Origin of the sequence: Candidatus Contubernalis alkalaceticus, assembly GCF_022558445.1 — a bacterium.
Classification (GTDB): Bacteria; Bacillota; Dethiobacteria; order SKNC01; family SKNC01; genus Contubernalis; species Contubernalis alkaliaceticus.
The window spans coordinates 1,187,257-1,213,346 of the sequence record NZ_CP054699.1; the positions used below are offsets into that span (position 1 = coordinate 1,187,257).

Genomic DNA, 26,090 nt, shown 5'->3' on the forward strand with positions numbered 1-26,090 from the left:
AGGTATAAAATGGGTATCCTAAACGATGACAAAAGTAAAAATGACCATTTGCATTATGGAGAAGCGTTCGGAATTTGGACGTACCTTTTAGTCTCTCAAGGATTATTGTCTGCTTATCAAACCTATATAAATCATGCAGGGGATAAAGAATTAAAGAATTTTCTTGGGGACATGATTGAAAATGTTTTAAGGCCAGAAATTGAAAAAACACAAGAATTATTAAAGGTAACTGGAATTGCACTTCCCCCGGCTCCCCCAGAAAAAGCTAAAGCATCACTGGAAGATATTCCTGCGGGGGCCAGGATTAATGACCCGGAAATATCCGGTGCTGTAGCTATGGATATAGCCGGCGGCCTTCTTTCCTGCAGTGAGATTATGGGTATTTCTGTTAGAGAGGATGTTGGAGCTATGTTTGGTCAGTTTCATATGAATAAGGCTCAGCATGGACTCAGGCTTCTACGCTTAAACAAGGATAAGGGGTGGATGGTAATACCTCCTATTCATGAAAGAGTCCGGGAATTTGCTTAAGACATAGAAAAGAAATAATGGAAAATAATGTTGCCCTGCCCTCCTGGCAGGTCTTTTTTTTGTTAAAAACACTCTGGTTTCCTTGACAGGGAATATTTTGAGATATATAATAAGTAATAAACTAAGTAATTTTATAGCGGAAACGATGGTGATGTTAGATGCTCATAGGAAACAAATTGGAATATGCATTAAAAATTTTGATAGAATTAGTTAATGCACAGGATCAGGGATTAATTCCTTCCAGACATATTGCAGAAAAGTGTGGAATACCAACAAATTTTATGCCTCAAATTACTTCGGTTTTAACTAAGAAAGGTTGGGTCATTTCCAGTCGAGGGCCTGGGGGTGGCCTTAGAATTTCTGCGGTTCCTGGGGAATTGACGGTACTGGAGGTAATGGAAGCCTTAGACAACAGGCTGACGGTGAAGGATTGCCTGTTTGCTGACAGGAGCTGTAGTCAAAGTGAAAGTTGTCCTCTATTCCCCTTGTGGAAGAATATTCAGCATGGAATTCAAGAGGTGGTTAAAAACACCACCATTGCAGATCTGGTTAAAGATAAGTTGATATTGGAACAACGTAAATCTATGTCATAGAACTTTTATTCTTTGAAATTATACTTCCTAAGAAAAACAGAACTCCTGCTGCGGTTACCAGCAGTCCGGTAAGACCGAAGGTTGACCCCAGGCCTATCCAGGTGCCTAACAATCCAAAGAAGAAGGATCCCAAAGCGATAGATGAATCGATAACACTTTCCAGGAGAGCCAGAGCAGTGGCTCTCATTTTTTCTTCTATGGTGTCTACAACCCAGGCATAACCAACGGAGATACTGCCGGCTGTTCCAATTCCCGATAACAGGCTGCTGAACATTAAAATTTCACTCCGGTTTGGAAGGAAAAATAAAAGTATAAGCCCAAGGCCCGAAAGTATAATAGCAGGCCATAGTACAGCCTGTCGGCCCAGTCGGTCTGAGAGACGGCCAACAAATATATTGGCCGTTATGCCTGCCAGGGCATAATAGGTAAAATAAACTGCAGGATTGGCCAGCTCTGTGGACCGGGAGACATGAATAATGGCGTAGGTCAAAAGAGCTCCTATACAGATAGCCACCAATGTAACCCCTTGTAGTATTAACCTTAACTTAGAATTCATAAGAACCAGCTTATATCGCTGCCAGGAGCCAATTTTATCAATTTTAACCAGGGTGGGGGGGGTAAGGAGTGCAGTTAAAATAATCCCCAATAAACCTATGGAAAAGCTGGATATAAACCATATGCTGTAACCATATTGGTTGACCAGAATCATAGAGCCCGTCGGCCCCGTGAGAAGAGCCAGGCTCATGAGAATACGGAAAGAACTGATATAGGTACCCTTCTTATTTTCTGGAGCCAGGTCGGCTACCAGAGAAGTGCTGCTGGAAAAAAAGGCAGCCAGGCCCACAGCCTGATAAACACGGGAAAGAAGCAGCATCCATAGGCTGTTGCTTACTAAAAATAAAAGCGGTGCGGTGGCAAAAGCAAAAGCCCCAATTATTAAAGGAAGTTTTCTGCCATTACTGTCTGCCAGGGGACCAAAATAAAAACGCAAAAAAATAGCTGCAAGAAAAAATATTGTGTTTTGTAGGCCCGATACAAATTCTGTGCCCCCTAGTTCCAGGACATATAAAGGCAGCACCGTCAGAGATGAACTGAAATTTATAAAAACAATGAAAGCAGCCCCGAATAGAAGGCCCAAATTAATAAACGTTTTCCTTCTTTTTTTTTCTTCTTTAAGTTCCTCAGTATTCTTTTCTAAAATCACGCCGAAAACACCCGGCCTTTCTATTTAACCATTAGATAAATTTTAACAGGAATATAGCATGATGTGAAGTAAAAAGAATATTTAGATTTAAGCAGCTTCTTTCTTTATCTAAGAAGCATGCAAATCATTTTATAAATTAATATGGCATGATAATGTAGCAAAAATGAACTCAAAAACTATAATGGTATTGGATAAGAGCAGGGAATGAGCATGTTTTTTATAAGAGTGAACTCGTTTCAGCAAGCTGAAACATCGGGGAATCTGGTGGAGACTTTACTCCACCAGATTTTAAGCCCCACCTACGCTAACGCTTAGAGGTGTGGGCCTTATACCCTAAAAAAAGAGATTAATAATGGAAGGGAGGGCTTTATATGTCAGACAAAGAAAGACTATTTGATGATAATCAGGTTCAGGTGCCCATTGCAGCGGCAGCAATTTTTGCCGCCGCCGCCGCTGCAGCTTCTGCTGCCAAGTCCAAATGTAAAAATATTAATCAAAACGGGGCTGCTAATAATGCTTTTAATCCCGGCGAAAATCAAGGTTAATTTTTGGTTTTTCAAATTATAAAAGGGGGGAATAAAATGTCTGAGGAATATGTAAAATTTATGGAAGTTTTCAGGCAGTTTATAGATATTGAAGATAACCAGATTCAGTTACCCATTGCGGCAGCTGCCGGTTTGGCGGCAGCTGCCTCTGCAGCCGCCGGTGCCAAATCAAAGTGTGAAAATATAAATCAAAACGGTTCGGCTAATACTGCTACTTCCAATGATTAAATAATTAATATTCCCTGCTTTTATCTTTTCTAAATAGTTCTGTTAAAGTATTTATTAGAAGAATGCTCCGCATTTAATAAGAAAGGAATGAGAAGTAAGTGAGGGCACGAAAGGACAGTACCCGGGGCTCATCTCACGGGGAGAGTCAAACCTCTGATTGCATAATTTTTACAGGGTCAAATTCCTTCAATAATAATAGATACAGCGATAATAGATACGGCATTAATAAGGGAAAAAAGCAGGGGCCAATTATCTGTGATAATTTAGAAAAAGAAAAGAAAACTGATTTAAAAACTGTTGTTTTATGGATTTATAATGTTAATCAGAATGGATCAGCCAATATTTTTCAGGAGGAATTGAGCCAGTATCTAGCTAATGACGAGAAAGGGTCAGTTTCTTTAAAAGACTTTGATGTGGAAAAAACAGCTGAATTTCTGGCCAATCTTAGTATGTCTAAGGAAGTAATCCTTAAGGACCTCGGCATAAGATTATTACTGTTTATTATAAATTGCAACCAAAATGGATCCAGTAATAGTGCAGAGGTTAATTATAACCAAGATTAAATTAATTGTCAGATTAAGAGGGAAAATAAGCGTAGGTATCGAATAATTATTATAAATTATGGGTTTGGATAGACTGGGAAGCCCTGCTTTGATAAATGGAGTGTTATCCATGCCCCGGCTGCTAAATAAATTGTAACGCCGGGGCTCTTTTGTTTAACTTATCTCACAGCACTATTTATAATGTTTATAGAAATATTTTTTTATATAGTAGTTAACATTTTCATAAAAATACCATATAATTAATACACTACTGCAAAATATGTAGAAAGGAGGCTTCTATGCGCAGAATTTCATTAGACTCAGCTCAGCCTGGAATGGTTTTGGGTAAAACTATTTCTGGTAGTGCAGGTCAGGTTTTACTGCATGCCAGGGTGAAGATTAAACCCCAGTACCTTACCTACTTGAAACGCCTGGGTGTAAATTATATTTATGTAGAGGACAGCAGAATGGATGATGTAGTATTATGTGATGTAATTAGCGAAGATACTCGCCGTGAAGCCTGTTCATTGATTAAGGACTGTATGAAAGAGGTAAAGAGTTCCAAAATTCAAAAAAAAGGGCTTAATGTTAAAGGTGAAAAAATACTTCAAACGGTTTCTAAAATTGTAGAGGAACTTCTAGACAATAAAGAAATGCTGGCTCAATTAATGGATATTCGGTGTAAAGATGACTATAAGTTTGCACATAGTGTCAATTGTTGTGTGCTGGCAACTCTTGTGGCAGTTAAAATGAAATACGACACTGCATCTTTAAAAAGCCTGGCTACAGGTGCCCTGCTTCACGATATAGGGTTAGCCGCTGTACCGGAAAATATTTTGCAAAAGCCCGGTGACTTGACAAATGATGAATACGAAACCATTAAAAATCATCCATTTTACGGTTATGAAATTTTTAAGAAAACCTCTTTTTTTTCTTCTGTGTCAGGGGCAATAATTTTACAACATCATGAACGGTATCAAGGAAAGGGTTACCCCCAGGGGCTTAGAGGTAAAAACATTAATCCCCTGGCCCAAATTTTGGCTGTTGCAGATGTTTATGATGCTCTCACTTCAGACAGGCCTTATCGAAAGGCTTTTCAGCCCCATCAGGCGGTAGAAATGCTTTTTTCCTGGGGGGGGGAACTCTTCGATTTAAATATATTAAATCACTTTCTTGCAAACATAGCTGCTTACCCTGTAGGTTTTCACGTATTCTTAAATAATGGGGAAAGCGGGTTGGTAATCGCTAATACTCCGGGCTTTACCTTGCGGCCCGTAGTCAGGATATTATATACAGGGGAGGATCTGGCATCTCATCCTGCTCCCTACGATATTGATTTGTCAAGAGTGTTAGATTTAACTATTGTCAAAGTAAAGGAATAAAGTCTACTGGAGGGGGAAGATGTATGGAAGCTGATCGGGATAAAGATAATAAATATATAGAGAAACTTACCCTTCAGGAAGAACGGGATTTCATTTCTGCTGTGAACGATACCATCAGCAGCCTGGTTATTGTTCTCAATAATTGGGGTAAGATCATTCGTTATAACCGTGCCTGTGAAAGTATTACCGGGCTTGCTTTTTCTGAGGCAAAAGAAAAGGATTACTGGGATGTTTTTTGTCTGCCGGAGGAAAGAGAACTCTACAAAGCCTTCTTTATGAGTTTGGAGCCGATAGATTACCCCTTTGAATCAGAGACACAGTTTATTGGAATAGATGGTTTAATCTATACAATACTTTGGACTTATAATGTTTTGTTGGAGCTGGACGGCACGATAAAATATTTTGTTATGACTGGAACTGATGTAACCAAATACAGGGAATCCAAGAAAGCACTACAGGAAATTGGAGAAAAGTACAGGGGATTAATCCATGCTTCACCGGTAGCTTTTATTTCCCTTAATTCTTTGCACATGGTGAAGAGCTGGAGCTCTGCGGCAGAACGGATTTTTGGTTGGTCGGAAAAAGAAGTGCTGGAAAAAGATGTTTCCCTTTTCATGTATGATATCCATAACAGTATTTATGATCAATGCAACAAAGTAATTGTAGAGAGAAAATCAATTAATGATTTTGAATTAAATTGTTTCAGGAAAGACGGTTCACCTATCTTTGTCAGCCTTTCCCTGGCGCCGTTGTATGACCTTACTGGAGAGGTAGACGGTATTTTGTTAGCTGCTGTTAACATTACTGAGCGTAAGCTGGCAGAAGATAAGATTCGTTACATAAGTTTTCATGACATTACTACGGGGCTTTATAATCGGGCATATATGGAGCAAGAAATGCAGAGGTTGGATACAGACCGTCAGCTGCCTATCAGTATAATAATGGGGGATTTAAACGGCCTTAAATTAGTAAATGATACCTATGGACACAGTGTAGGGGACGAGATGCTGATAAGTACTGCTGATATCCTCAGGAAATCCTGCCGCCAAGAAGATATAATAGCCCGCTGGGGGGGGGATGAATTTGTAGTCCTTCTGCCCCAAGTTACAAAGGAAGATGCTCTGGGAATATGTAAAAGAATTATATCTTATTGTGAAAAAACATTTGTTAAAACGGTGCCTCTATCTATAGCCTTAGGTATTGCTTGTAAGCAGATGGGGGAGAAGGATTGTCTTGCGGAGATTTTAAAACAGGCTGAAGACAATATGTATAAACATAAGCTGGCTGAAAGTAGAAGTGTCAGGAGTTCGGTGCTAAATGCTCTACTGAAAACCCTGGAAGAAAAGAGTTATGAGACAGAGGAACATGCCCGGCGTATGCAGGATATGGCTTTAAAAATTGGCAAAAAGTTTAATCTATCGGAAACAGAATTGGACAGGTTAACTCTTCTTATTTATCTGCATGATATAGGCAAAATTACTATTTCTGAGGAAATCCTAACGAAAAAGGACAGTTTAACCGAAGAAGAATGGACAGCTATTAAGAAGCACCCTGAAACAGGGTATCGAATAGCTCGTTCTACGGAAGAATTTGCCCATGTTGCAAAAGATATTATCTCCCATCATGAACGCTGGGATGGGCAGGGTTACCCTGAAGGATTAAGAAAGCAGCAGATTCCTTTATTGGCTCGGATCACAGCCATTGTTGATGCCTATGATGTAATGACCAACGGAAGACCTTATAAAAAACCTTTATCACAAATAGAAGCTGCGGCTGAAGTTAAAAGGTGTGCTGGAAGCCAGTTTGATCCGGAGTTGGTGGAGGTTTTTCTAGCGGTTTTAGAAGAGAACACTGTATTGGAAAAATGATTAAGATATATATGGAATAATTTATCTCTTTTTTTCAGGGTATAAGATCCCCACCTCTAAGCGTTAGCGTAGGTGGGGCTTTGTCATTTCTTCGACAAAAATTCTAAAATTACCACAAATTGTAACAAGGAAATAATGTTTAATTGTAGAATATAATCCATTAATATAACATTTTAGCAATCTAAACCAATTACATTAGTTTGGATTGCAGTTGAATGGGCAAAAAACAATAAAAATACTTATAATGGTTTTTTTATCTTAAATATTGACGTTTTTATAAAACTTGTTTATAAGGGCATGCGTTGTTGTTAGTAACAGCAAATAATATCTTTAGACATTTTTTTTTATATAATGACAAAATACAACAAGGAAATATTGTGTATTAATAGAATATATTATATTAGAATATTATGGCATAACAAATAATCTTTTAGACATGGTTTGAATTTGATTTGGAATGAGGGGGGATAGGCTTAACTGTTAAAATATAATATATAAGTTGAAAAAGGCAAACCTGGTGAAAACCAGGGACGCAAAACCAAGGGTCTAAAGCTTTTTATGCTGAAGACAGCCGGTTGCCAGCTTTTCCTAAAGATTATAGTTTCTTCTAATTATAATTTTTGCTTTTAGAAAACTGGCGCTGCCATGTTTTTTTATTTTTGCACTATTTTAAATTCATTGGAGGGGAAGTATCTTATGTTTAAAAAAATGAGCCTTAAAATTAAATTAATCTCTTTATTTTTATTGGTCGGGTTAGTACCGGTTATTGCAATCAGTGTAATTTCTTACAACAGCGCCAGTGCAAACATTCAGGAGGAAATTGAAGCAGCCAATTACATGTACGCCGGCCTGGTACAAGAACAGTTAGACACCTATTTTAACGATGTAAAAAATAACGCTGTGGTGCTGGCTGCCACCCGAGATGTATACCAGAGCATGAATATTTTAAGTGAAGTGGAATGGGACACCCAGGACCCCCGTTGGCTTGAAAGGGTAGAGATTTTAGATGATATAAGCAGCGCGGTTTTGGCAGAGATGGGTTATGCCTTGTTTTATTTAACAGACCCCACCGGAAGAGTGGTATATACCACCAACACCGATAACAATTTTTTGGGGGCTGATTTATCCGATCGGCAGTATGTTCAAGATGGCCTGGCCGGCCGTGTAGCCTGGTCTGACCTGTTTTATTCCAACGTCGCTCTAGATAACATTATGACCGCCGTATCTCCCGTCAGAAGCGATGGTCAATCGGGAAGCATAATTGGTACATTTAACATTTCTGTAAATGCTCAAGGAATTGACCAGTTAGTTCATAACGGACTTGAGAATCTGGGGTCAACAGCGGATGCTTACCTTGTGGATTCTAACGGTCTGCTGCACAGCAACCTCAGGCATGGGGAATTATCCCAGGGAGCCGTGCTGCAGCAGACTGTTACTACCTGGCCTGCACAGGTATTGTCAGCACCCATCAGTTCCGGAAGCCTGGATTTCAGTGCCCAAGGTGAATATGTAAACACCATGGGTAATGCAGTTTTGGGAACTGTAGAGGTTCTAGAACTAGGGGACATGCCCATGGGCCTAGTCGTAATGATTGACCAGGCGGAAGCCTTTGCCGGGGTTGATATATTACGTAACTTAATGGTAATGGTTGCTGTCATCTCTGCCTTAATGGTGGCTGTTTTAGGGTATTTCATAGCTCTCAGCATTGCCAATCCCATTCAAAAAATTACTAAGATTGCCAATCAAGTAGCCCAAGGGGACTTCACCGTGCAGACCGAAATGAACCGTAAAGACGAAATCGGTCAGCTGGCCAATGCCTTTAATACCATGAATTCAAATCTATCCCAGTTGATACGGCAGGCAGTCGAAACAGCACAGGGAGTAAAGGATTCCAGCGAGGGATTATCTTCTGCCGCTGAGTCCACCAGCGCAACCTTAGAGCAGGTGGCCGCTACCACAAACCAGTTCGCCGGCAACAGCCAGGAGCTCAGCACCGGTGCTCAGGAGATGGCTGACATATCTAGAGAGGTGTCAGAGAGCGCCGCAGAAGGTGCCGAAGCTATAAAAAATGCTGTAACTCAAATGAAGGATATTAATGACATGGTGGAGGGCCTGCGGAGTATTATCGAAGGCCTGGACAACCGTTCCTCAGAAATCGGAAATATAGTCAGCATGATTACCGCCGTAGCAGACCAGACCAACCTTTTGGCCTTGAATGCTGCCATAGAAGCCGCCCGGGCCGGAGAACAGGGCCGGGGTTTTGCGGTGGTAGCGGAAGAAGTTCGTAAGCTGGCAGAGCAGACAGGAAAAGCTGCCGTAGACATCACCGCATTAATCAAGGAAACCCAGGAGGAGACAGGCCGTGCGGTAGAAAGCATGGACAAAGGGGTAGAAAAAGTCCGGGAAGGTTCCGATGTCATCATGTCCAACAGTGAAACCTTCAACCAAATCGTGGGAGAAGTACAGAGAATCGTAGAAAAAATTACTGAAGTTACTGTGGCAGCGGAGCAGATTAGTTCCGGAAGCCAGGAGATTGCAGCCTCTACAGAGGAACAGTCCTCTTCCATGGAAGAGATTACTGCAACCGCAGAAGATTTACGGAATTCTGCCGATGAGCTTTATAAATCCATGGAACGTTTTAAATATGACCAGGCGTAAGCTAAAAGTAAAAGGAAACAAAGTCATAGGAGGAGGTTATTTATGAACACTGAAAATAAAGCCGGTTTAGAGTATAAGCAGTTTGTAGTTTTTAAGCTGAGGGAAGAAGAATACGCCATCGGGATATATAGTGTCAAAGAAATTTTGAAACTGTTGCCCATAACCTCATTACCCCACGCCAGTGATTTTATAGAGGGAGTAGTTAATATAAGAAATACAGTAATACCGGTAATTGACCTGTGCAGACGTTTTAATTTGCCTGAATGCAGAACCAGTGACAGTAGAATTATCATCGTAGAAATAAACGGTCATCAAACAGGCCTCATAGTGGATGCAGTAACAGAAGTGCTGCAGGTTGCAGATAGTGATATACAGTACTCTCTAAGTGGGGTAACAGGCTCAAAGAACTTTTTAGAGGGAATTGCCAGGTATGATGACCGCCTGATTATTCTTCTGGGAATGGAAAACATCTTAAACTCTTCAGAAATCCTATCGTTAGAAGAATTAAAGGCCGGCAATGAAATTTTAAAAGAAGAAATGGCAGGGCAGTAAGTAAAATATTTTATCAATTTAGAGAAGAAATAAGTTTATTGCATCAGCCGGAGCAGAGGCTTTAACCTCTGCTCTTTTTTTGTAAATTCATATTTTTGTTTTTAATAATTTGTGTTTTTTATATTTTTTTCATCGTTAAACGAGAATTTGTGCAATTATATGTGACAAAAGAAAACTATTTAGGCAATTTTTTTTAAAACATTACATATTATAACAAGGAAATATATCGCAGATGTAGAATATAAATAATTAGAATATTTTGAATAAATAAAAAATTACATAATAAATTTTCGTTGTTTGAAGGGGGGATAAAACTTAGAAAAACTTTTATAATAAATTAAGTTGAATAAAGGCAACCCCGTTTAAAACCGGGGACGCAAAGCCAAGGGTCTAAAACATTTCCATGCTGAAGACAGCCGGTTGCCAACTTTTTTTAAAGATTATAGTTATCTTAATTATTTATAATCTGCGCTTTTAGAAGGACATGGCAATGCTTGTTCTTTATAATAAGACCCCCACCTCTAAGCGTTAGCGTAGGTGGGGCTTTTAATCAGGTGAGTAGAGTCTTTACCTGATTCCCTGATTTTAAAGCTTGCTGAAACGAGTTCACTTTTTGAAATCAAATTAGGGAGGTACAAACAATGTTTAAAAAAATGAGCCTTAAAACTAAATTAATCTCTTTATTTTTATTGGTCGGGTTAGTACCGGTTATTGCAATCAGTGTGATTTCATACATCAGCGCCAGTGCAAACATTCAGGAGGAAATTGAAGCAGCCAGTCATATGTACGCAGGCCTGGTAGAAGAACAGTTAAACACCTATTTTGATGATATAAAAAATAACGCTGTGGTGCTGGCTGCCACCCGAGATGTATACCAGAGCATGAATATTTTAAGCGAAGTGGAATGGGACACCCAGGACCCCCGTTGGCTTGAAAGGGTAGAGATTTTAGATGATATAAGCAGCGCGGTTTTGGCAGAGATGGGCTATGCTTTGTTTTATTTAACAGACCCCACCGGAAGAGTGGTATATACCACCAACACCGATAACAATTTTTTGGGGGCTGATTTATCCCAACGGCAGTATGTTCAAGATGGCCTGGCCGGCCGTGTGGCCTGGTCTGACCTGTTTTATTCCAACATTGCTCTTGATACGATCATGACCGCCGTATCTCCCGTCAGAAGCAATAGTCAATCCGGAAGCATAATTGGTACATTTAACGTTTCTGTAAATGCTCAAGGAATTGACCAGTTAGTTCATACCGGCCTTGAGAATCTGGGAACAACGGCGGATGCTTACCTTGTGGATGCTAACGGTCTGCTGCACAGCAACCTCAGGCATGGGGAATTATCCCAGGGAGCCGTGCTGCAGCAGACTGTTACTACCTGGCCTGCACAGGTATTGTCAGCACCCATTAGTTCCGGAAGCCTGGATTTCAGTGCCCAAGGTGAATATGTAAACACCATGGGTAATGCAGTTTTAGGAACTGTAGAGGTTGTAGAACTGGGGGACATGCCCATGGGCTTAGTCGTAATGATTGACCAGGCGGAGGCCTTTGCCGGGGTTACAGTATTACGTAACTTAATGGTAATGGTTGCTGTCATCGCTGTCTTAATCGTTGCTGTTTTAGGGTACTTCATAGCTCTCAGCATCGCCAATCCCATTCAAAAAATTACTAAGGTTGCCAACCAGGTAGCCCAAGGGGACTTCACTGTGCAGACCGAAATGAACCGTAAAGACGAAATCGGCCAGCTGGCCAATGCCTTTAATACCATGAATTCAAGTCTATCCCAGTTGATACGGCAGGCAGTTGAAACAGCTCTAGGGGTAAAGGATTCCAGCGAGGGATTATCTTCTGCCGCTGAGTCCACCAGCGCAACCCTGGAGCAGGTGGCCGCTACCACAAACCAGTTCGCCGGCAACAGCCAGGAGCTCAGCATCGGTGCTCAGGAGATGGCTGACATATCCAGGGAGGTGTCAGAGAGCGCCTCAGAAGGTGCCGAAGCTATCAAAAATGCTGTAACTCAAATGAAGGATATCAATGACATGGTGGAGGGCCTCCGGAGTATCATCGAAGGCCTGGACAACCGTTCCTCAGAAATTGGAAATATTGTCAGCATGATTACCGCCGTAGCAGACCAGACCAACCTTTTAGCCCTGAACGCAGCCATAGAAGCCGCCCGGGCCGGAGAACAGGGCCGGGGTTTTGCCGTGGTAGCGGAAGAAGTTCGTAAGCTGGCAGAGCAGACAGGAAAAGCCGCCGTAGACATCACCGCCTTAATCAAGGAAACCCAGGAGGAGACCGGCCGTGCAGTAGAAAGCATGGACAAAGGGGTAGAAAAAGTGCGCGAAGGTTCTGATGTCATCATGTCCAACAGTGAAACCTTCAACCAAATCGTGGGAGAAGTACAGAGAATCGTTGAAAAAATCAATGAGGTAACTTCAGCCGCTGAACAGATTAGTTCCGGAAGCCAGGAGATTGCAGCCTCTACAGAGGAACAGTCCTCTTCCATGGAAGAGATTACTGCAACCGCAGAAGATTTACGGAATTCTGCCGATGAGCTTTATAAATCCATGGAACGTTTTAAATATGACCAGGCGGAAGCTTAAGTAAACTGGTTTCAGCAAGCTCAAAACATCGGGGAATCAGGCGGAGACTTTACTCCACCTGAAGAAGGTCCCCACCTACGCTACCCCTTAGAGTTGGGGACCTTATGAGTAGGATATTTATAATACGAAAATAGTTTTTAGTTTTAAAAGAAATAGAGGAATATGTTGGAATATGGAGAAAAAATAAAATGTAAGCTTTGTCAGGAGGTATTTTATGGGACAAGAAAGTGATCGATATCGCTCACTAATAGAAAATATGCCTGATGCTTTTGCCTACCATCGAATAATCATGGATGATTCGGGAAATCCCGTTAATTATGAATTTATAGATGTAAATCATGCTTTTGAAAAGATGACAGGGCTAAAAAGAGAAAATATTATTGGAAAAAAGGTTACTGAGCTGCCCCCAGGGACTGATGACTTCAGTTTTGATTATATGGGCAATTATGGTAGAATTGCTCTTACTGGTGGAACTATATATATTGAACAGAATTCCGAATTCCTTGGATGGCATTATGAAGTTACTGCTTACAGTGAAAAGGACAATTATTTTTCTGTAGTTTTTAGAGACATTACCGATAGGAAGGAAAAAGAAGAGCGGATTAAGGAACTGAATTGTCTTCATAATTTTTCCCGTTTGCTCCGAAAAGAAAAATATAATTTGGAAAAAATCTTACGGGAAGCGGTTAACCTACTGCCCCCATATTTTCAGAATTCACAGGAGGTATGTGTGCGCATTGTTTTAAACGGTCGTGAATTCCAGTCACCAAACTATAAAACTACCCCTTGGAAAATCGTTTCTTTTATTGAACTACAGGGTGAACAAATGGGTTTTATTGAAGTGTGCTCTTCAAAGCCATCCCGACAAGAAAAAAGTCCTTTTTTAAAAGAAGAGGAGTTGATGCTTACCACAGTTGCTGAGCACCTGGGCCGAGTTATTGATCAGGAGTATGCGGAAGAGTCGATACGAAAAAGTGAAGAATATTTATCGATTACACTTAACTCTATTGGCGACGCCGTGATTACAACCGATGAAAATGGATTCGTCGTAAGAATGAATCCTGTGGCTGAAAAACTGTGCGGTTGGTCATGTTTAGAAGCAAAGGGAAAACCGCTGTCAGATGTTTTCCAGATAATTAATTCTGAAACCCGAAAGCCCGTATCAGATCCGGTTAAAGTAGTTTTGGAAAAGGGTGAAATAGTCGGACTTGCTAATCACACTGCTCTTATTTCCAGAGAGGGCAGTGAATATCAGATTGCTGATAGTGCCGCCCCAATCGTTAACAATGAGAAGAGAATTGTGGGAGTAGTGTTAGTCTTTCGCGATGTAAGTGAAGAATATGGTTTGCGAAAAGATATTAAAGAAAGCGAGTTACGATGGCAGTTTGCTCTGGAAGGGGCCGGGGACGGGGTTTGGGATTGGAATGCTCAAACCGATGAAGTGTTTTTTTCTCGGCAGTGGAAAAAGATGTTGGGTTATGAAGAACATGAAGTTGGCAGCACTTTACAGGAATGGGATAAGCGAATCCACCCGGAAGATAAGAAAGCTTGTTATGAAGATTTGGAAAAACATTTCAGTGGTCAAACCTCGGTCTATCAAAGTGAACATCGTGTTTTATGTAAAGATGGTACCTATAAATGGATTTTAGACCGAGGTAAAGTAATTAAGTGGACCAAAGAAGGTAAACCTCTGCGGGTAATAGGGATCCACTCGGATATTACTAAGAGGAAACAGGTGGAAGATAACCTTAAAAAGTCCGAAAAGGAAAAATCTTTGATTCTTAACGCTATGTCTGAAAGGATTTCATATCTAGATTCAAAATACCAGGTAATTTGGGCAAACCGCCTGGCTGCCGAATCCGTGGATATGAAGTTAGAAGAATTAACCGGTAAAATGTGTTATGAATTGTGGTATCAGAAGGATGAGCCCTGCTCCGGCTGTCCCATTCAAAATGCATATGATACAAAACAGCCTCAGGAGGGTGAAGTGATAACCCCGGACGGCCGTTGTTGGTTTGTGCGGGGTTACCCGGTGCTGGATCATGAACAGGGGCTTATTGGGGTGATAAAGTTGGGGCAGGATATAACAGAAAAAAAGGGTATGGATTTAGATCTTAAGGATAGTGAACAGCGATTCAGAAGCCTGGTGGAACTGGCTCCTGATGCCATCTTTGTGCAGGCGGATAAGCAGTTCGTTTACGTCAACCAGGCGGCGGTGAATCTCTTTGGTGCGGAGTCCAGGGAGCAGTTAATAGGTACGCCGGTCATGGAACGCTTTCATCCGGATTACCACCAACAGGTTTTACAGAGAATAAAAATTTTAAACCAAAAAAAAGAGCCGGTTCCCTGGTTGGAACAAGTTTATCTCAAATTGGACGGCACCTCTGTAGACGTGGAGGTGGCAGCAGTTCCCATTCGTTTTGCCTCCCGGGATGGCGCACTGGTGTATATTCGGGATATCACCGAAAGAAAGCGAAAAGAACAGAAGAAAATGTATGAACTGGCTTTGTTACGGCAGCAGCAAAAGTTGGAAGCCATTGGAGTCCTGGCCAGCGGGGTAGCTCACGAAATAAACAATCCCATCAATGGGATCATGAATTACGGACAGCTGCTCTTAGATAACGAGGAGCCCGGTAGTACTAATGCAAAATATTTAGGTGAAATTATTGATGAATGTGAAAGGGTGTCTTCCATAGTTCAAAATCTTTTGCAGTTTGCCCGTCATGAAAAGCAGTCACACAGTCCGGCACAGGTTAAGGACATTATCACAAAAACTCTGCTATTGATTGATTCTGTTTTTCGAAAGGAGCAAATTGTCTTGGAAGTTACTATTCCGGAAGGCCTGCCCAGTATAAAATGCCGAAGCCAACAGATTCAGCAGGTACTGATGAATTTGTTGACCAACGCTCGGGATTCGTTGAATGTGAGATTTCCGGGGTATCATGTAAACAAAATTATTAAAATTATTTGCAGTCATATTATAAAAGATGGTCGACGCTGGATACGAATTACTGTGGAAGATTGCGGTACAGGAATACCTGAAAGCATTCATGAGAAGCTCTATGAACCCTTTTTCACTACAAAAATTAGGGAACAGGGGACTGGATTAGGTTTGGCCATCAGCTATGGAATTGTAAAAGAACATAATGGACATATAAGTTTTGAGACAAAAGTAGAAAGTTTTACTAAGTTTTACCTGGACTTGCCTGTTGATAATGGATGGGCCATTGAAAGCGTTGAAGAGTAATAATTATCAGTAATGAAAGGAAGCTAAGATGGGGAAAGTTCTAATTGTGGATGACGAAAAAAGTATGCGTTATACCTTACGGGAATTTCTTCGTAGAGAGGGATATGAAGTAGAGGCTGCCGAAGATGCGGTAAAAGCCTTAGCACTCCTTAAACAGGATGCTTTTGATGTGGTGGTAACAGACATCATTATGCCCTGTCTCTCCGGGGTGGAATTGTTGGAACAGATTCGTAATATAATGCCTGACCTGCAGGTGATTTTAATGACCGGGGAGCCCACGGTGGAGACCGCGGTGAAAGCTGTACAGGTCGGTGCGTATGATTATATAAGTAAACCCATCCTGAAGAGTACTTTACTTAAAGTGGTAAAGAAGGCTCTGCATCTGAAAGAAATTACGGATAAAAAGCAAAGGCTGGAGGAGGCTAATCGTCACCATCAAGAGAATCTGGAGCAGCTGGTGGAGGAACGAACTCGGGCACTCCACCAGTCTATGCAGAGTTCCATTAAGGTTCTGGCATCCATGTTGGACCTGAGAGATCCATATACAGCGGGTCATCAGAGACGGGCGGGCAACTTAGCTTCGGCAATAGGCAGGGAATTAGGACTCTCCAACAATGTAATAGAAGGGCTTCGGGTTACCGGTTACCTGCACGACATTGGAAAAATTGCACTGCCGGCAGAGATATTGGCCAAGCCAGGGAAAATCAATGAACTGGAATATGAAATTATAAAAACCCATGCAGCTCAAGGGTACACCATTTTGAAGGATTTAGAATTACCATGGCCGGTGGCCCAGGTGGTTTGCCAGCATCATGAGAGGCTGGACGGCAGCGGCTATCCCATTGGCTTGAAAAATGAAGATATTTTAACGGAAGCTAAAATCCTTATGGTTGCAGACGTGGTGGAGGCCATGTCTTCTCACCGGCCCTATCGAACAAGCTTGGGAATAGAGATGGCATTGGAGGAAATAGAAGAGAACTCCGGCAGGTTGTATGACCCACAGGCGGTAACAGTTTGTCTTCAATTATTCAGGGACAAGGGTTACAAAATTACGGATTCCTTTAGTAAAACAAATTTCTTTCATATCCATTAACATATCTCTAATCTTTTTAAAAACTCATCCCTTTTAGGGTATGCGTAATTAAAAGTGATAATAAATATGTTTTTAGACAAACTTATTTAAAAAATTTCATATTATAACCAGGGAATATTGAATAGTAAGTGACACCAAAAAAATGTAAATCTAATAAAGGACAGGTCCTATGAATTTTTTTATTGCCAGACAGCCAATTTTTAATAAAAATGAATCTATATTTGGGTATAAATTGTTTTACAGCCCTTTTGCTGCTGTAATTGATGGTGAAGGCGTTGAAAAGGACTCTCCTTTGGACAATATAATGTCTATTGGCAAACAAACTCTTTCTTCCGGAAAAAAAATAATTATAAATTTTTCAAGCTCACTGCTTCAAAATAATTTCTTGTATCTTAAGGATACCTTTGTTTTGGTTACGGCAAATAACAATGGTGACCCTTTCAAAGTATGTAGAGAGTTAAAAAGGACAGGTTATTCAATCGCCCTGGATTTCCGGTGCTTAGAAAATCAGGAGTATATTATTAATCACTGTGACCTTATAGTGGTTGATTTTACAGATGAGAATGCGGAATATTATTGTGGTGAATTAACAAAATATTATAATCCAAAGGTTTTAGCTGATAATATTTTTACAAGAAAGATTTATGACAAGGCTGTTTTGAGTGGGTGCACCTATTTTAACGGGGAATATTTTAAACTGCCCTTAGTGGATGGTAAAAAACCCCTCAGCGGGAACAGATATATCTATATTGAACTTCTAAAAGCAGTTAATACTCCCAACCCGGACTTTGAAGAGATAGAGGATTTAATTAAAAAGGACGTAACCATAACTTACAGCTTATTAAAATATATAAATTCCGGGGCTTTCTATTTTGTAAATGAGATAACCTCTGTTCAACAGACGCTGGCACTGCTGGGCCAAAAAGGTACGGTTAAGTGGCTTTCTTGGATAGTGTTAAGTGTAATGTCACAAAAAAAACCTGGAGAGATAATTACCCTATCCCTAATCAGGGCCATATTTTCTGAGGAAATTGCTGAGCTTATTGGCTACATTAACAGTTTTCATTTTTTTATTATGGGTATGTTTTCTTTTCTGGATATCATGCTGGACTGTCCCATGGAGGAAGTGCTAAAGGAAATTCCAATATCAAAAGAAATAAAAGATGCCTTGCTGGGAATAGATAATGAATATAAAATCATCTATGATTTAGTTTGTTTTTACGAACAAGGCAATTTTCAAAAAGTATTAGAAATAACTGAAAGTTTTAATCTTGCTCCCCAAGAGATTACCGGAGCTTATATTAAGGCTTTAAATGGTGTACTTTAGGAGCAACAGAGGGACAGGTCCCTTTTCTTCATAGCCCTTAGTGTTTGTACCTAGTTTTTTTCTATAGATTTTTATAATGGTTTCCCAGGGGACATCCATAAATGTAGTATTTCCATATACCATAATACCCACTGGTTGATATTTATTAGCTGAAACAAAAACTTTTTGACCATATTCATTAGTATTTGAGATGTTTCCTTCTGCTTCTCCGTCCCCTCCGGATCCAGCTCCAGATTAACTTCAGCCAACTTCCTTCCCGGGCCTTGGGAGCAAAGTGGTAACAAGTCATCCCTGAAACTACTCAACCAATTTCTTAACCAGTGAGTTAAAAAGCCCTTCAATGAAATCAGCGCCGGCATATCCTGTTGCTATTATCATTAATTTCAATATCTCTAAATCCTTATCAAGGAGCATCAATCCAATAATCCCGGCAATTCCTCCTATGATAAGGCTTACCAGCAGAAGCTTCAAGTTGAACCAATCCTCAAAATTTTTACCAGACTTATTAGCCTCTTCAAGTTGTTTTTTTATTCCTATAAGAGCTCTTATCCCTTGTCCCAGGACACCATATAAAAATGATTCAAATAGTCCCAATATCCAGGCCTCCTTTTTGATGATTGTATTTCACTAATTTTTTTTCTGCTCTTCCCTCTCCAATGGAACCAGCTCCAGGTTAAACTTCACCCAGATTCCTTCCCCGGCCCTCTTGGGAGCAGGACCCGGGGAATGTCTATCTTACACGTCGTCAAAAAATATTTTATTATTCATCCATAAACATCCATAATGATTGTTTGGACAAAATGTTACTTACTTCTTCTGCGCTAATCCCATGTTCTTCTGCTACCTGTGCAGTTATTTCATCTTCATCTGGCAAAGCAAATGGATCTTCATCCATTTCATCTTCCATATCTTCAAAAACTTTACTATAAGCATCATTCCATGATGCCCAAACTTTAACTTCATCAGGAGAAAGCTGTTGACTCCAGTCTTTATTTCTTAGCTTCCAGGAAAAAGACATCTTGTCATATTCTCCAGACCTTACACTATCAGCTTTACTCCAATCGCCTTCAGGGGCAAATATTGCGTCCCCTAATGTATATCCATGCCCCATATATTCTGGATAATCATAAAACATAATCGATAGAGCATTAAACTTTTCTTTTGCTTTAGCTTCTTCAAGCACCTCTTTAGCAACTTCTTTTAATTCTTCAGTTGTTGCGGGCTCATTAATTATTACGTGCCAGGTAAAACGGTCTACATTACCAAAAGATATGTTTTCTATAGATTCCACTTCATAGGAAACCAGTTTTATTTCTTGTTCGGGTTCAGCAGTGTCACTTCCGCAGCCTATACAGAAAGAAAAGAGTAACAGTACCAATCCTATAATTAATAATTTGTTATACATTTTATTCTCCTTTAAATATTTTTTAATTTTTTTCCAATCGGGGGCTTGCCCCATAAAATAATTGTCTATATCTGTCATATTGTGTCGAAGTTCCCATAAAACATAAAAACTACCTTCTTCTGGTAGTTGTTTTTCTTAGATGCTGTCTAATTTTGTTTTTTAGGTCCTAGAAACTATCTGCCGCCACTTCAACCGGTTGCCCGGAGGTTGCCCAGCCCTGATGAACCCTACTTTCATTTCAAAAAACCACTTTTCTACATCGAAGTATTCACACCAATCCCATATGTGGTGGAGGCCCCGGTCAGCATACTCCCAGAACGCATGGTCTGGAATCAGCAGGCCGGTAGCAAATTTCAGTGCCCGGCGTTCATCCTTACTGACCAGGTATTCTATATTTCCCCTGGAGGTATAATCCAGCCCAGTCCAGGCACCAGCGATATGGTAGCTGACGTGGCCGGGAACCGGTGGATAGAGTACGTGGCCAATTTCCTCTGCCAGTATGCATTTGTATTTTCTAGGGTTGTCCTGTAGTGATGTGTATAAGGTTATGATTGTGCCCGATGTGTAGGCTAATAACTGGGGATGCTTATCTTGGAGGTTTTTAAATTGCAGCTTAATTAACATTTAACTGGGTAGGTCTAATAAAGATTCAAAGCCTATCATGCATGTATCACTGCTTGCTGTCTTTAGTTTTTTCCAGAACGTGAATTTGGATGTCGTGTGTAGCAACTTTTTTCTCGATGCGCTCTAAGCGAAGGGTATGGTCTGTTAGGGTCTCTGAATTGTGTTTGTAACCGTCAAAAAGAGCGGCTAGTTTTTGTCCATGCTCGTTTTCTATTTTGATTACGATTTCTTGAATAGATTTAACATCAGCCTTAACCTCAGCCAACTCATCTTTAGTGGCCATGTTTGCTTTAACCTCAGCCAGCTCTTTCTTGGTCGCCATATTTGCATCTATTTCGGAGATTTTGTTAAGTATGGCCTCTAACAGCTGCCGGTCAGTCATGGGGTTCACTCCTATTCATTTTCTTCACGCCCAATCTGCCCTGGCATATTCGGCCCATGGGCTGCCCAGCTGCCTTCTGGCGCTTTAGGTATTCCGCCTGAGACAGTTTGTGTTTGTAGGCTATGGCTGATATTTTGACTAGCGCCTGGCCAAGGTCGGGCTCGTATCTGGGGATAAGTTTGTCCAGGTCGGGGTTGTAGGTGAGCTGCTGTTCTTTGATTGTTGGTTGATCTTTTTCTTTTTTTTTTTCATTTTTTTTTAAAGTATGGAGATGTGTAAGATAGCCGGTACGAGCGAGCATTTCTTCTTCAGAAACTTTTAGAAATGGCGCAAGCTTCTTAAGTACTTTTGCTGAAGGAGTTCCTCTTTCGCCTGTTTCAATCTGCGAAATATAAGGAGAAGAAACACCGAGTTTTTTGCCAGCTTTCTTTGTGTACCGTATTTTTCTCTTTTTTTCTTAAACCATGTTTTAAAATCCATAATCAAAGCCTCGTTTTCAAATTACTGCTTGCATTTGCTTGCATATATTATAATCATTTATCCAAAAAAAGTATATAAATTTCTTAAAGAAGTGCTTGCAAATGCAAGTAGGGGAAGTGGGATGAGAGATACCAGTGTTGGTATATCGAAAAAGAGGATCTGGAAGCAACTGAAGTCGATCCCCAGGAAGAAACAGTTGGCAATCTGCCTCGGTACCTTACCTGGGACGCACAGCTGGAAGCGGCTTTTAAACAAATAGATAAACTGCTGGAATTGGCCTTCATGATATCGGAGACCAGCCCCGATGCTTTCGGTTTGGGCAAGGACGGTCATGCAGAAACCGGGCGGGCTCAAAACAGTAGAGGAGATGGGGGGAAATGGGCTCCTGCGGTGGATTATGGGCAGAGTATTGTCCGGGATTATCTTACAGATATGTTGGCTACGGAGGAGCAGGAGTCGATAAAACCGCCAGAGGATGATGAGTGCTCCAAGTGCCAAGAGCTTGAAGATCATATTGATCAACTGGATGCGCTGCTGGACAAAAAGGAAAAGAAAATTCATGCGCTTGAAGCATCAATGAGGTTGATTGTTGCGGAAGGCTCAAAACACATTTAATACCTTCTCATGGCCTCCCGCAAGGGAGGCTTTTTTATTTCGGCCGAAATAAAATAACCCGTCTAAATTAACGGGTTAAAAGTTCATCACGGATTATATCCGCAAATAGTGCGCATAAATATGGTGTCGGGGAGGCGACATAAGCGGTATCCGAAGGGTCCCAAACCGTGTGAAATTCGGCATCTTCACCTTTTCCCCGAATAATGATTTTTTTAATAATGCGGTGTATAACCGCTTTTTTTTCTTCTTCAGTTTCTGCTTTTCTGGGATCAAACATGTCTATTAACGCCTGCACTTGTTCGGGGGTAACATACTGGGCAAGTTTTTCTACTTCTGCCTTTCTCAGTGTTTCCTGAAGGAGCTGTTTCCGTTCTGTATGAGCCTTAAGCCGGCTCTTTACATCTACGCCAGCTTCGATGGCGTCCAGCAGTCTGTCCACTTTAACGGATATTTCTTTTAGCTCTTTGTTAATGCTATGAATCCTCTCAAATGCTCCTTCCGTAAACATGTCAAGGAAAGCATTATATTCCCTGGTAAACTCTTCTGGGTCCAATTCCTCGGTCTGCTGGACAATATAATTAACAGCAGCTTCTTCAAGAACTTCTTTTCGGATTCTGCCCTTACTTTCACAGTTACCCCGGCGCTTTTTTCCGCTGCACTCATACCAAAGGTATTCTTTTTTATCACAGTATGAATTGGTGCCTACATATGCAGCTCCGCAGCTTCCGCATTCTATTAGGCCTGTGAGAATATATGTGTTCTTCCGTCCCCGAGGACGGACTCTCCCCCGTAAAATACCTTGAACTCTGTTGAAAGTTTCCTTTGAAATTATTACTGGCATGCCTCCGGGAATTCGGACTACTTCATCGTTTTCTTTTTTAATTCGATTATTTCGCTTATCATTAACCTTCCTGGGGGTTTCATTATATATATAAACACCGGTATAGCGCTCATTTTTAAGCATGTCGTAGATGGTATTTTTGTTCCAATGTTTGCCCCGCCGTAAGATACCACGAATTTTAAAGTCCTGAATTATTTTACCGTAAGACCACCCATTATGAACTCTGTCAAAGATTTCCCGGACTATTTTTGCTTCTTCCGGTTCAATTTCATATTTTCTTTCATCATTTACTTTGTAGCCGTAGAGAACCCATCCTCCATTGTAAAGACACTTGTCTGCATTGACCAGAAGACCCTTCATGGTCTCCGCCGCCAGCTCCAGGGAATAGAACTCAGCAAGGCCTTCCAGGACGGATTCCATCAAAACTGCATGGTGGCCATCTCCAAAGTCTTCCGCTACAGCAATTACCTTCACTCCATTTTGCTTAAGGGCATACTTGTTGATAGCGCTTTCAATGCGGTTCCGGGCAAAACGGTTTCCCTTGTGGACCAGGGCAAGGGAGAAGAGGCCCCCAGCTGAGTCTTTAATCATCTGCTGGAAGGCAGGGCGCTTATCTGTTGTGCCGGTCATGGCTTCATCTTTGTATTCCCGGATAATGGTTATATTGTTCCGGTCAGCATATTCTTTTATGGATTTCATCTGGGCCTCTATTGATTCTTCTCGCTGGTTGTCTGAGGAGAATCGGGTGTAGGCGACGGCCTTGGTCATATTTAAACTCCTTAAGCGAATATATGTTTGGGGCAAAAGGAAAAAAAGAGAAGTTATTCCTCCAACACATTACTCCCTGTTGAGCTATGCTTATAAATTGTATGTCCATTAATCTCCAGATATTTTATTCTGAGCAAAAAACAAAAAATAGAACATAAAGTTATTTCAAAAAAAGCCGGAATAATAAGAAAAAGTGGATGTAGTTGTTGCACTTCAGTTTGTGTTATAAAAGAATATATTAAAAAAGCAATTTTTGGAGTAATTACTAATCCAGCAATTATTAATAGTAGTAGGCATAAACTAAAGTTAAATCTCTCGTATGGCTTCCAATCTTTAGGATTTACAAATTCTTTTAACAGAGAAATGTTAACATTATTATTCATTAAAAATATTCTCCTTGTTATATTTGTATGCTATTATAACCGTAACAAAAAGTCCCATGGAAGCTATTAGCCCTGTTAATATATAGTAAGGATGGAACAAAAGGATATCTTTAAATAAAGACAAGAACAATGAAACGAGGAATATCGCAATACCAAAGGTGCTAATTACAATAAATGATAAATAAGGAGTAAGTGAGAAAAGCTTAATTTTTTTCTTCATCATAATGTTCTCCTTAACAATGCTTGATAGAAAATATTCTGAAAAAGCATTTTTTATTCCTGCTTTTTCATTATACTCCAAAAAGCTGCTAGTTGTGAATTGAGTAGAAGTCTTTTTTTCACTTATTTTTTTCTCATTATAGTAAGTATTTGGGTATATGTTTGTTTCTGCCGTACTGTTTGGTGGGACTATTATGAACGCTCTTATTGGGAAATCAGAAGAAGGATTACTAACAATGGCAGGTGTTTCTACGGAAGTTTCTTCTAGCTTAGGACTATCTTTAGCAATTATCATAAACTCATCCCCTATAAATAATTTAAAAAATAACAAATGTCTGACTCAATATAGTTTTTAACATTATTAATAAATTCTAGTGCTTTCTTAACATTAATATTTTCATAAAAAAAATCTCCATCAATAATTAGTCCTTCAATTTTTATATCTTGCATTATTTTTGAATCTTTAATATTAATTCTTTGATGTGCACCGGAAAGTAATCTTATATTTACCTGATATTCTTTCTTTATATAAAAGGTAAGTTGAGTACGATGTTTTGCTTCCTTTAATTCTTTTGGTAGACTTGAAGTTTTTATTAATTTTGATTTTAAAAATTTATCCGCTTCATCCATATCTCTAAATTGCTTAATAAGAAAAAAACGAATGCCTATTCTTTTAATTTTTGTGGGTTTCAATAAATCAAGTAATATTTCAATAATTATTTTTGAGCTACTTATAAACGAGTTAATGTTATCTGGTTCTGTGTCAAGGCCAATTCGATTAATGGATAGGCTTAAATTTGTTGCCTTTTCAGGGTTGGTAAAAGATATGGAATTATTAGGTTGCACGTTATATATAGGAAAAATATCTTGTATTTTATTTACTATTTCACCCTTTACTTCGTTAAAATTGAGAGAGTCTGGATATTGTATATCAATTATTGCTCTATCAACAAATAAGTTTTCCAAAGAAAACGCTGCCACAATTGTTTTCCCCCTTTTTAATTTTTATTCTTTCTAAGTTTAACTACGAGAGACTTCAACCAGTCTCCCTTACCGGCAAATCCATCAATGTAAAACTTTTGTCTTGCTTTTTGTGTAGCATTCGTATAAGCAGGCAAATAAGCTTGTAAATACTTAAGTTTTTCTTTTGACCATTCTCCAACCAACTCGTTTTTACCATAGCCCAAAGAATCACTTCCTTTAGTAATTTGCTGGTTTTTTATTTTTTAAGATCATTTAATCTTTTAACTAAAGAAGCATACTGGTATACTGCTTTTAATACTTCCTTGGTTACATCTATGGCCAGTTCAACTTCTTCTTTCCCGATATTTTGATAAATTTGGGCTTCAACATGTGCAGCATCATTACCTAATAATCTAAGATTATCTAAACCCTCTAATAACTCACTGGGTATGATTACTTTATTGCCTAAAGCAATTATTTTTTCTTTTAAGTTCTCACCTTGTGCGCTTTTATCATTACAAAGTTCTTCTAAAGTTCGTCTAACCATTATAGCACTCGCAATAAAAGTTTTATTCGCATGACAAATTAATGCTTCTTCAAAGATATTTATTATATTAGGCGGAATGTTACTTGAATCGAAATCCAGAAGTTCAGGAGGGTAAGATATCATTATATTACGATCACTGTCCCATACTATAAATACATGTGCTAAACAATCTTCATTTGGACAAACTCTGTGGCCTAGGAAAATTAATTGTTGTCCAGTATGTTTTCTTATACATTCAGATAATAAAGATTTGAACGAGCCCAATTGACGACAAGAAGGACAACGCATATTTAAAGATTCTTCATTATTATGCCTTTCAACGTTTCCATCTAATTTTATAATCATTTTTGTTCCTCCAATCTCATCTTTATTTAATATTAAAAGGATATTTAATTCAAAAGTAGCCAACATCTAAATTACTTTGAAGATTATGAAAGAAATTACTAATTATAAAATAACTCTACCAATTTTACCAAATCATATACCA

General features: G+C 39.8%; 27 protein-coding genes, 1 pseudogene and 2 riboswitches. Of the genes and pseudogenes, 14 read left to right on the top strand and 14 right to left on the bottom strand.

The features are described 5' to 3' along the window. The first annotated feature begins 9 nt into the window (after window positions 1-9). Together HUE98_RS05640 and HUE98_RS05645 are read left to right on the top strand one after the other, a co-directional pair. Window positions 10-528: a DUF3231 family protein gene (locus tag HUE98_RS05640; protein ID WP_241422882.1), complete on the top strand. Its 519-nt coding sequence runs from the start codon at window positions 10-12 to the stop codon at window positions 526-528. Between the two features lie 158 nt (window positions 529-686). Beyond that, window positions 687-1,121, top strand: a complete 435-nt coding sequence (locus HUE98_RS05645) for an RrF2 family transcriptional regulator (RefSeq protein ID WP_241422883.1) — start codon at window positions 687-689, stop codon at window positions 1,119-1,121. Here the strand turns inward: HUE98_RS05645 and HUE98_RS05650 are convergent. Then, window positions 1,111-2,325, bottom strand: a complete 1,215-nt coding sequence (locus HUE98_RS05650) for an MFS transporter (RefSeq protein ID WP_241422884.1) — start codon at window positions 2,323-2,325, stop codon at window positions 1,111-1,113. The genes HUE98_RS05645 and HUE98_RS05650 overlap by 11 nt on opposite strands. Window positions 2,326-2,696: 371 nt before the next feature. On the opposite strand from HUE98_RS05650, the gene HUE98_RS05655 reads away from it, so the two are divergent. From HUE98_RS05655 to HUE98_RS05705, 11 genes are all read left to right on the top strand, one after another. After that, window positions 2,697-2,870 carry a hypothetical protein gene (locus HUE98_RS05655; protein WP_241422885.1) on the top strand — a complete coding sequence of 58 codons (174 nt, stop codon included), beginning with the start codon at window positions 2,697-2,699 and terminating at the stop codon, window positions 2,868-2,870. A gap of 36 nt (window positions 2,871-2,906) precedes the next feature. Continuing rightward, window positions 2,907-3,098 (top strand): hypothetical protein, encoded by a 192-nt coding sequence (locus HUE98_RS05660; RefSeq protein WP_241422886.1) that lies wholly within the window; start codon window positions 2,907-2,909, stop codon window positions 3,096-3,098. 98 nt (window positions 3,099-3,196) lie between these two features. Further along, window positions 3,197-3,661 carry a hypothetical protein gene (locus tag HUE98_RS05665; RefSeq protein ID WP_241422887.1) on the top strand — a complete coding sequence of 155 codons (465 nt, stop codon included), beginning with the start codon at window positions 3,197-3,199 and terminating at the stop codon, window positions 3,659-3,661. Between the two features lie 278 nt (window positions 3,662-3,939). Further along, window positions 3,940-5,022, top strand: a complete 1,083-nt coding sequence (locus HUE98_RS05670) for an HD-GYP domain-containing protein (protein WP_241422888.1) — start codon at window positions 3,940-3,942, stop codon at window positions 5,020-5,022. A gap of 23 nt (window positions 5,023-5,045) precedes the next feature. Next, on the top strand, window positions 5,046-6,890 hold the full coding sequence (locus HUE98_RS05675; protein WP_241422889.1) for a sensor domain-containing diguanylate cyclase/phosphohydrolase: 1,845 nt from the start codon (window positions 5,046-5,048) through the stop codon (window positions 6,888-6,890). 497 nt (window positions 6,891-7,387) lie between these two features. Beyond that, a riboswitch (cyclic di-GMP riboswitch) is annotated at window positions 7,388-7,473 on the top strand. A 113-nt stretch (window positions 7,474-7,586) separates the two neighbouring features. After that, the gene (locus HUE98_RS05680) at window positions 7,587-9,548 is read left to right on the top strand and encodes a methyl-accepting chemotaxis protein (protein WP_241422890.1); all 1,962 of its coding nucleotides are present in this window, start codon (window positions 7,587-7,589) and stop codon (window positions 9,546-9,548) included. 42 nt (window positions 9,549-9,590) lie between these two features. Then, window positions 9,591-10,100, top strand: a complete 510-nt coding sequence (locus HUE98_RS05685) for a chemotaxis protein CheW (protein WP_241422891.1) — start codon at window positions 9,591-9,593, stop codon at window positions 10,098-10,100. 341 nt (window positions 10,101-10,441) lie between these two features. After that, window positions 10,442-10,528: riboswitch (cyclic di-GMP riboswitch) on the top strand. Between the two features lie 213 nt (window positions 10,529-10,741). Beyond that, on the top strand, window positions 10,742-12,709 hold the full coding sequence (locus tag HUE98_RS05690; RefSeq protein WP_241422892.1) for a methyl-accepting chemotaxis protein: 1,968 nt from the start codon (window positions 10,742-10,744) through the stop codon (window positions 12,707-12,709). 214 nt (window positions 12,710-12,923) lie between these two features. Then, window positions 12,924-15,956: a PAS domain S-box protein gene (locus HUE98_RS05695; RefSeq protein WP_241422893.1), complete on the top strand. Its 3,033-nt coding sequence runs from the start codon at window positions 12,924-12,926 to the stop codon at window positions 15,954-15,956. Window positions 15,957-15,984: 28 nt separating this feature from the next. Next, a complete protein-coding gene (locus tag HUE98_RS05700; RefSeq protein ID WP_241422894.1) occupies window positions 15,985-17,049 on the top strand; it encodes an HD domain-containing phosphohydrolase in 1,065 nt (354 codons plus the stop codon). 169 nt (window positions 17,050-17,218) lie between these two features. Continuing rightward, window positions 17,219-18,376, top strand: a complete 1,158-nt coding sequence (locus HUE98_RS05705) for an EAL and HDOD domain-containing protein (RefSeq protein WP_241422895.1) — start codon at window positions 17,219-17,221, stop codon at window positions 18,374-18,376. Between the two features lie 71 nt (window positions 18,377-18,447). Here the strand turns inward: HUE98_RS05705 and HUE98_RS05710 are convergent, their stop codons facing one another. The 7 genes and pseudogenes from HUE98_RS05710 to HUE98_RS17975 form a co-directional block, all read right to left on the bottom strand. Next, the gene (locus tag HUE98_RS05710) at window positions 18,448-18,624 is read right to left on the bottom strand and encodes a hypothetical protein (protein ID WP_241422896.1); all 177 of its coding nucleotides are present in this window, start codon (window positions 18,622-18,624) and stop codon (window positions 18,448-18,450) included. Between the two features lie 49 nt (window positions 18,625-18,673). After that, a complete protein-coding gene (locus HUE98_RS05715) occupies window positions 18,674-18,970 on the bottom strand; it encodes a hypothetical protein (RefSeq protein ID WP_241422897.1) in 297 nt (98 codons plus the stop codon). Window positions 18,971-19,136: 166 nt separating this feature from the next. Further along, entirely contained in the window at window positions 19,137-19,859 is a 723-nt protein-coding gene (locus tag HUE98_RS05720) for a DUF4875 domain-containing protein (protein WP_241422898.1), read from the bottom strand. Window positions 19,860-19,940: 81 nt separating this feature from the next. Beyond that, window positions 19,941-20,405: a hypothetical protein gene (locus tag HUE98_RS05725; protein WP_241422899.1), complete on the bottom strand. Its 465-nt coding sequence runs from the start codon at window positions 20,403-20,405 to the stop codon at window positions 19,941-19,943. A 46-nt stretch (window positions 20,406-20,451) separates the two neighbouring features. Beyond that, window positions 20,452-20,787, bottom strand: coding sequence for a hypothetical protein (locus HUE98_RS05730; protein ID WP_241422900.1), 336 nt, complete (start codon window positions 20,785-20,787; stop codon window positions 20,452-20,454). Then, the gene (locus tag HUE98_RS05735; RefSeq protein WP_241422901.1) at window positions 20,780-21,088 is read right to left on the bottom strand and encodes a hypothetical protein; all 309 of its coding nucleotides are present in this window, start codon (window positions 21,086-21,088) and stop codon (window positions 20,780-20,782) included. Before HUE98_RS05735 ends, HUE98_RS05730 begins: the two co-directional genes overlap by 8 nt. Window positions 21,089-21,097: 9 nt before the next feature. Continuing rightward, window positions 21,098-21,229: pseudogene (locus HUE98_RS17975) on the bottom strand (helix-turn-helix domain-containing protein); the annotation flags it as partial. 320 nt (window positions 21,230-21,549) lie between these two features. Here HUE98_RS17975 and HUE98_RS05740 point away from each other — a divergent pair. Next, on the top strand, window positions 21,550-21,882 hold the full coding sequence (locus HUE98_RS05740) for a hypothetical protein (protein ID WP_241422902.1): 333 nt from the start codon (window positions 21,550-21,552) through the stop codon (window positions 21,880-21,882). Window positions 21,883-21,949: 67 nt separating this feature from the next. Here the strand turns inward: HUE98_RS05740 and HUE98_RS05745 are convergent, their stop codons facing one another. The 6 genes from HUE98_RS05745 to HUE98_RS05770 are packed head-to-tail and all read right to left on the bottom strand — an operon-like array spanning window position 21,950 to window position 25,948. Further along, window positions 21,950-23,491: a recombinase family protein gene (locus HUE98_RS05745; RefSeq protein WP_241422903.1), complete on the bottom strand. Its 1,542-nt coding sequence runs from the start codon at window positions 23,489-23,491 to the stop codon at window positions 21,950-21,952. Window positions 23,492-23,544: 53 nt separating this feature from the next. Then, on the bottom strand, window positions 23,545-23,874 hold the full coding sequence (locus tag HUE98_RS05750) for a hypothetical protein (RefSeq protein ID WP_241422904.1): 330 nt from the start codon (window positions 23,872-23,874) through the stop codon (window positions 23,545-23,547). Next, window positions 23,867-24,388, bottom strand: coding sequence for a hypothetical protein (locus tag HUE98_RS05755; RefSeq protein WP_241422905.1), 522 nt, complete (start codon window positions 24,386-24,388; stop codon window positions 23,867-23,869). The genes HUE98_RS05750 and HUE98_RS05755 overlap by 8 nt, the downstream gene beginning before the upstream one ends. An 11-nt stretch (window positions 24,389-24,399) precedes the next feature. Further along, entirely contained in the window at window positions 24,400-25,074 is a 675-nt protein-coding gene (locus tag HUE98_RS05760) for a TIGR04255 family protein (RefSeq protein ID WP_241422906.1), read from the bottom strand. A 17-nt stretch (window positions 25,075-25,091) separates the two neighbouring features. After that, the gene (locus HUE98_RS05765) at window positions 25,092-25,280 is read right to left on the bottom strand and encodes a hypothetical protein (RefSeq protein ID WP_241422907.1); all 189 of its coding nucleotides are present in this window, start codon (window positions 25,278-25,280) and stop codon (window positions 25,092-25,094) included. A gap of 32 nt (window positions 25,281-25,312) precedes the next feature. Then, entirely contained in the window at window positions 25,313-25,948 is a 636-nt protein-coding gene (locus HUE98_RS05770) for a DUF4145 domain-containing protein (RefSeq protein ID WP_241422908.1), read from the bottom strand. Between the last annotated feature and the right edge of the window lie 142 nt (window positions 25,949-26,090).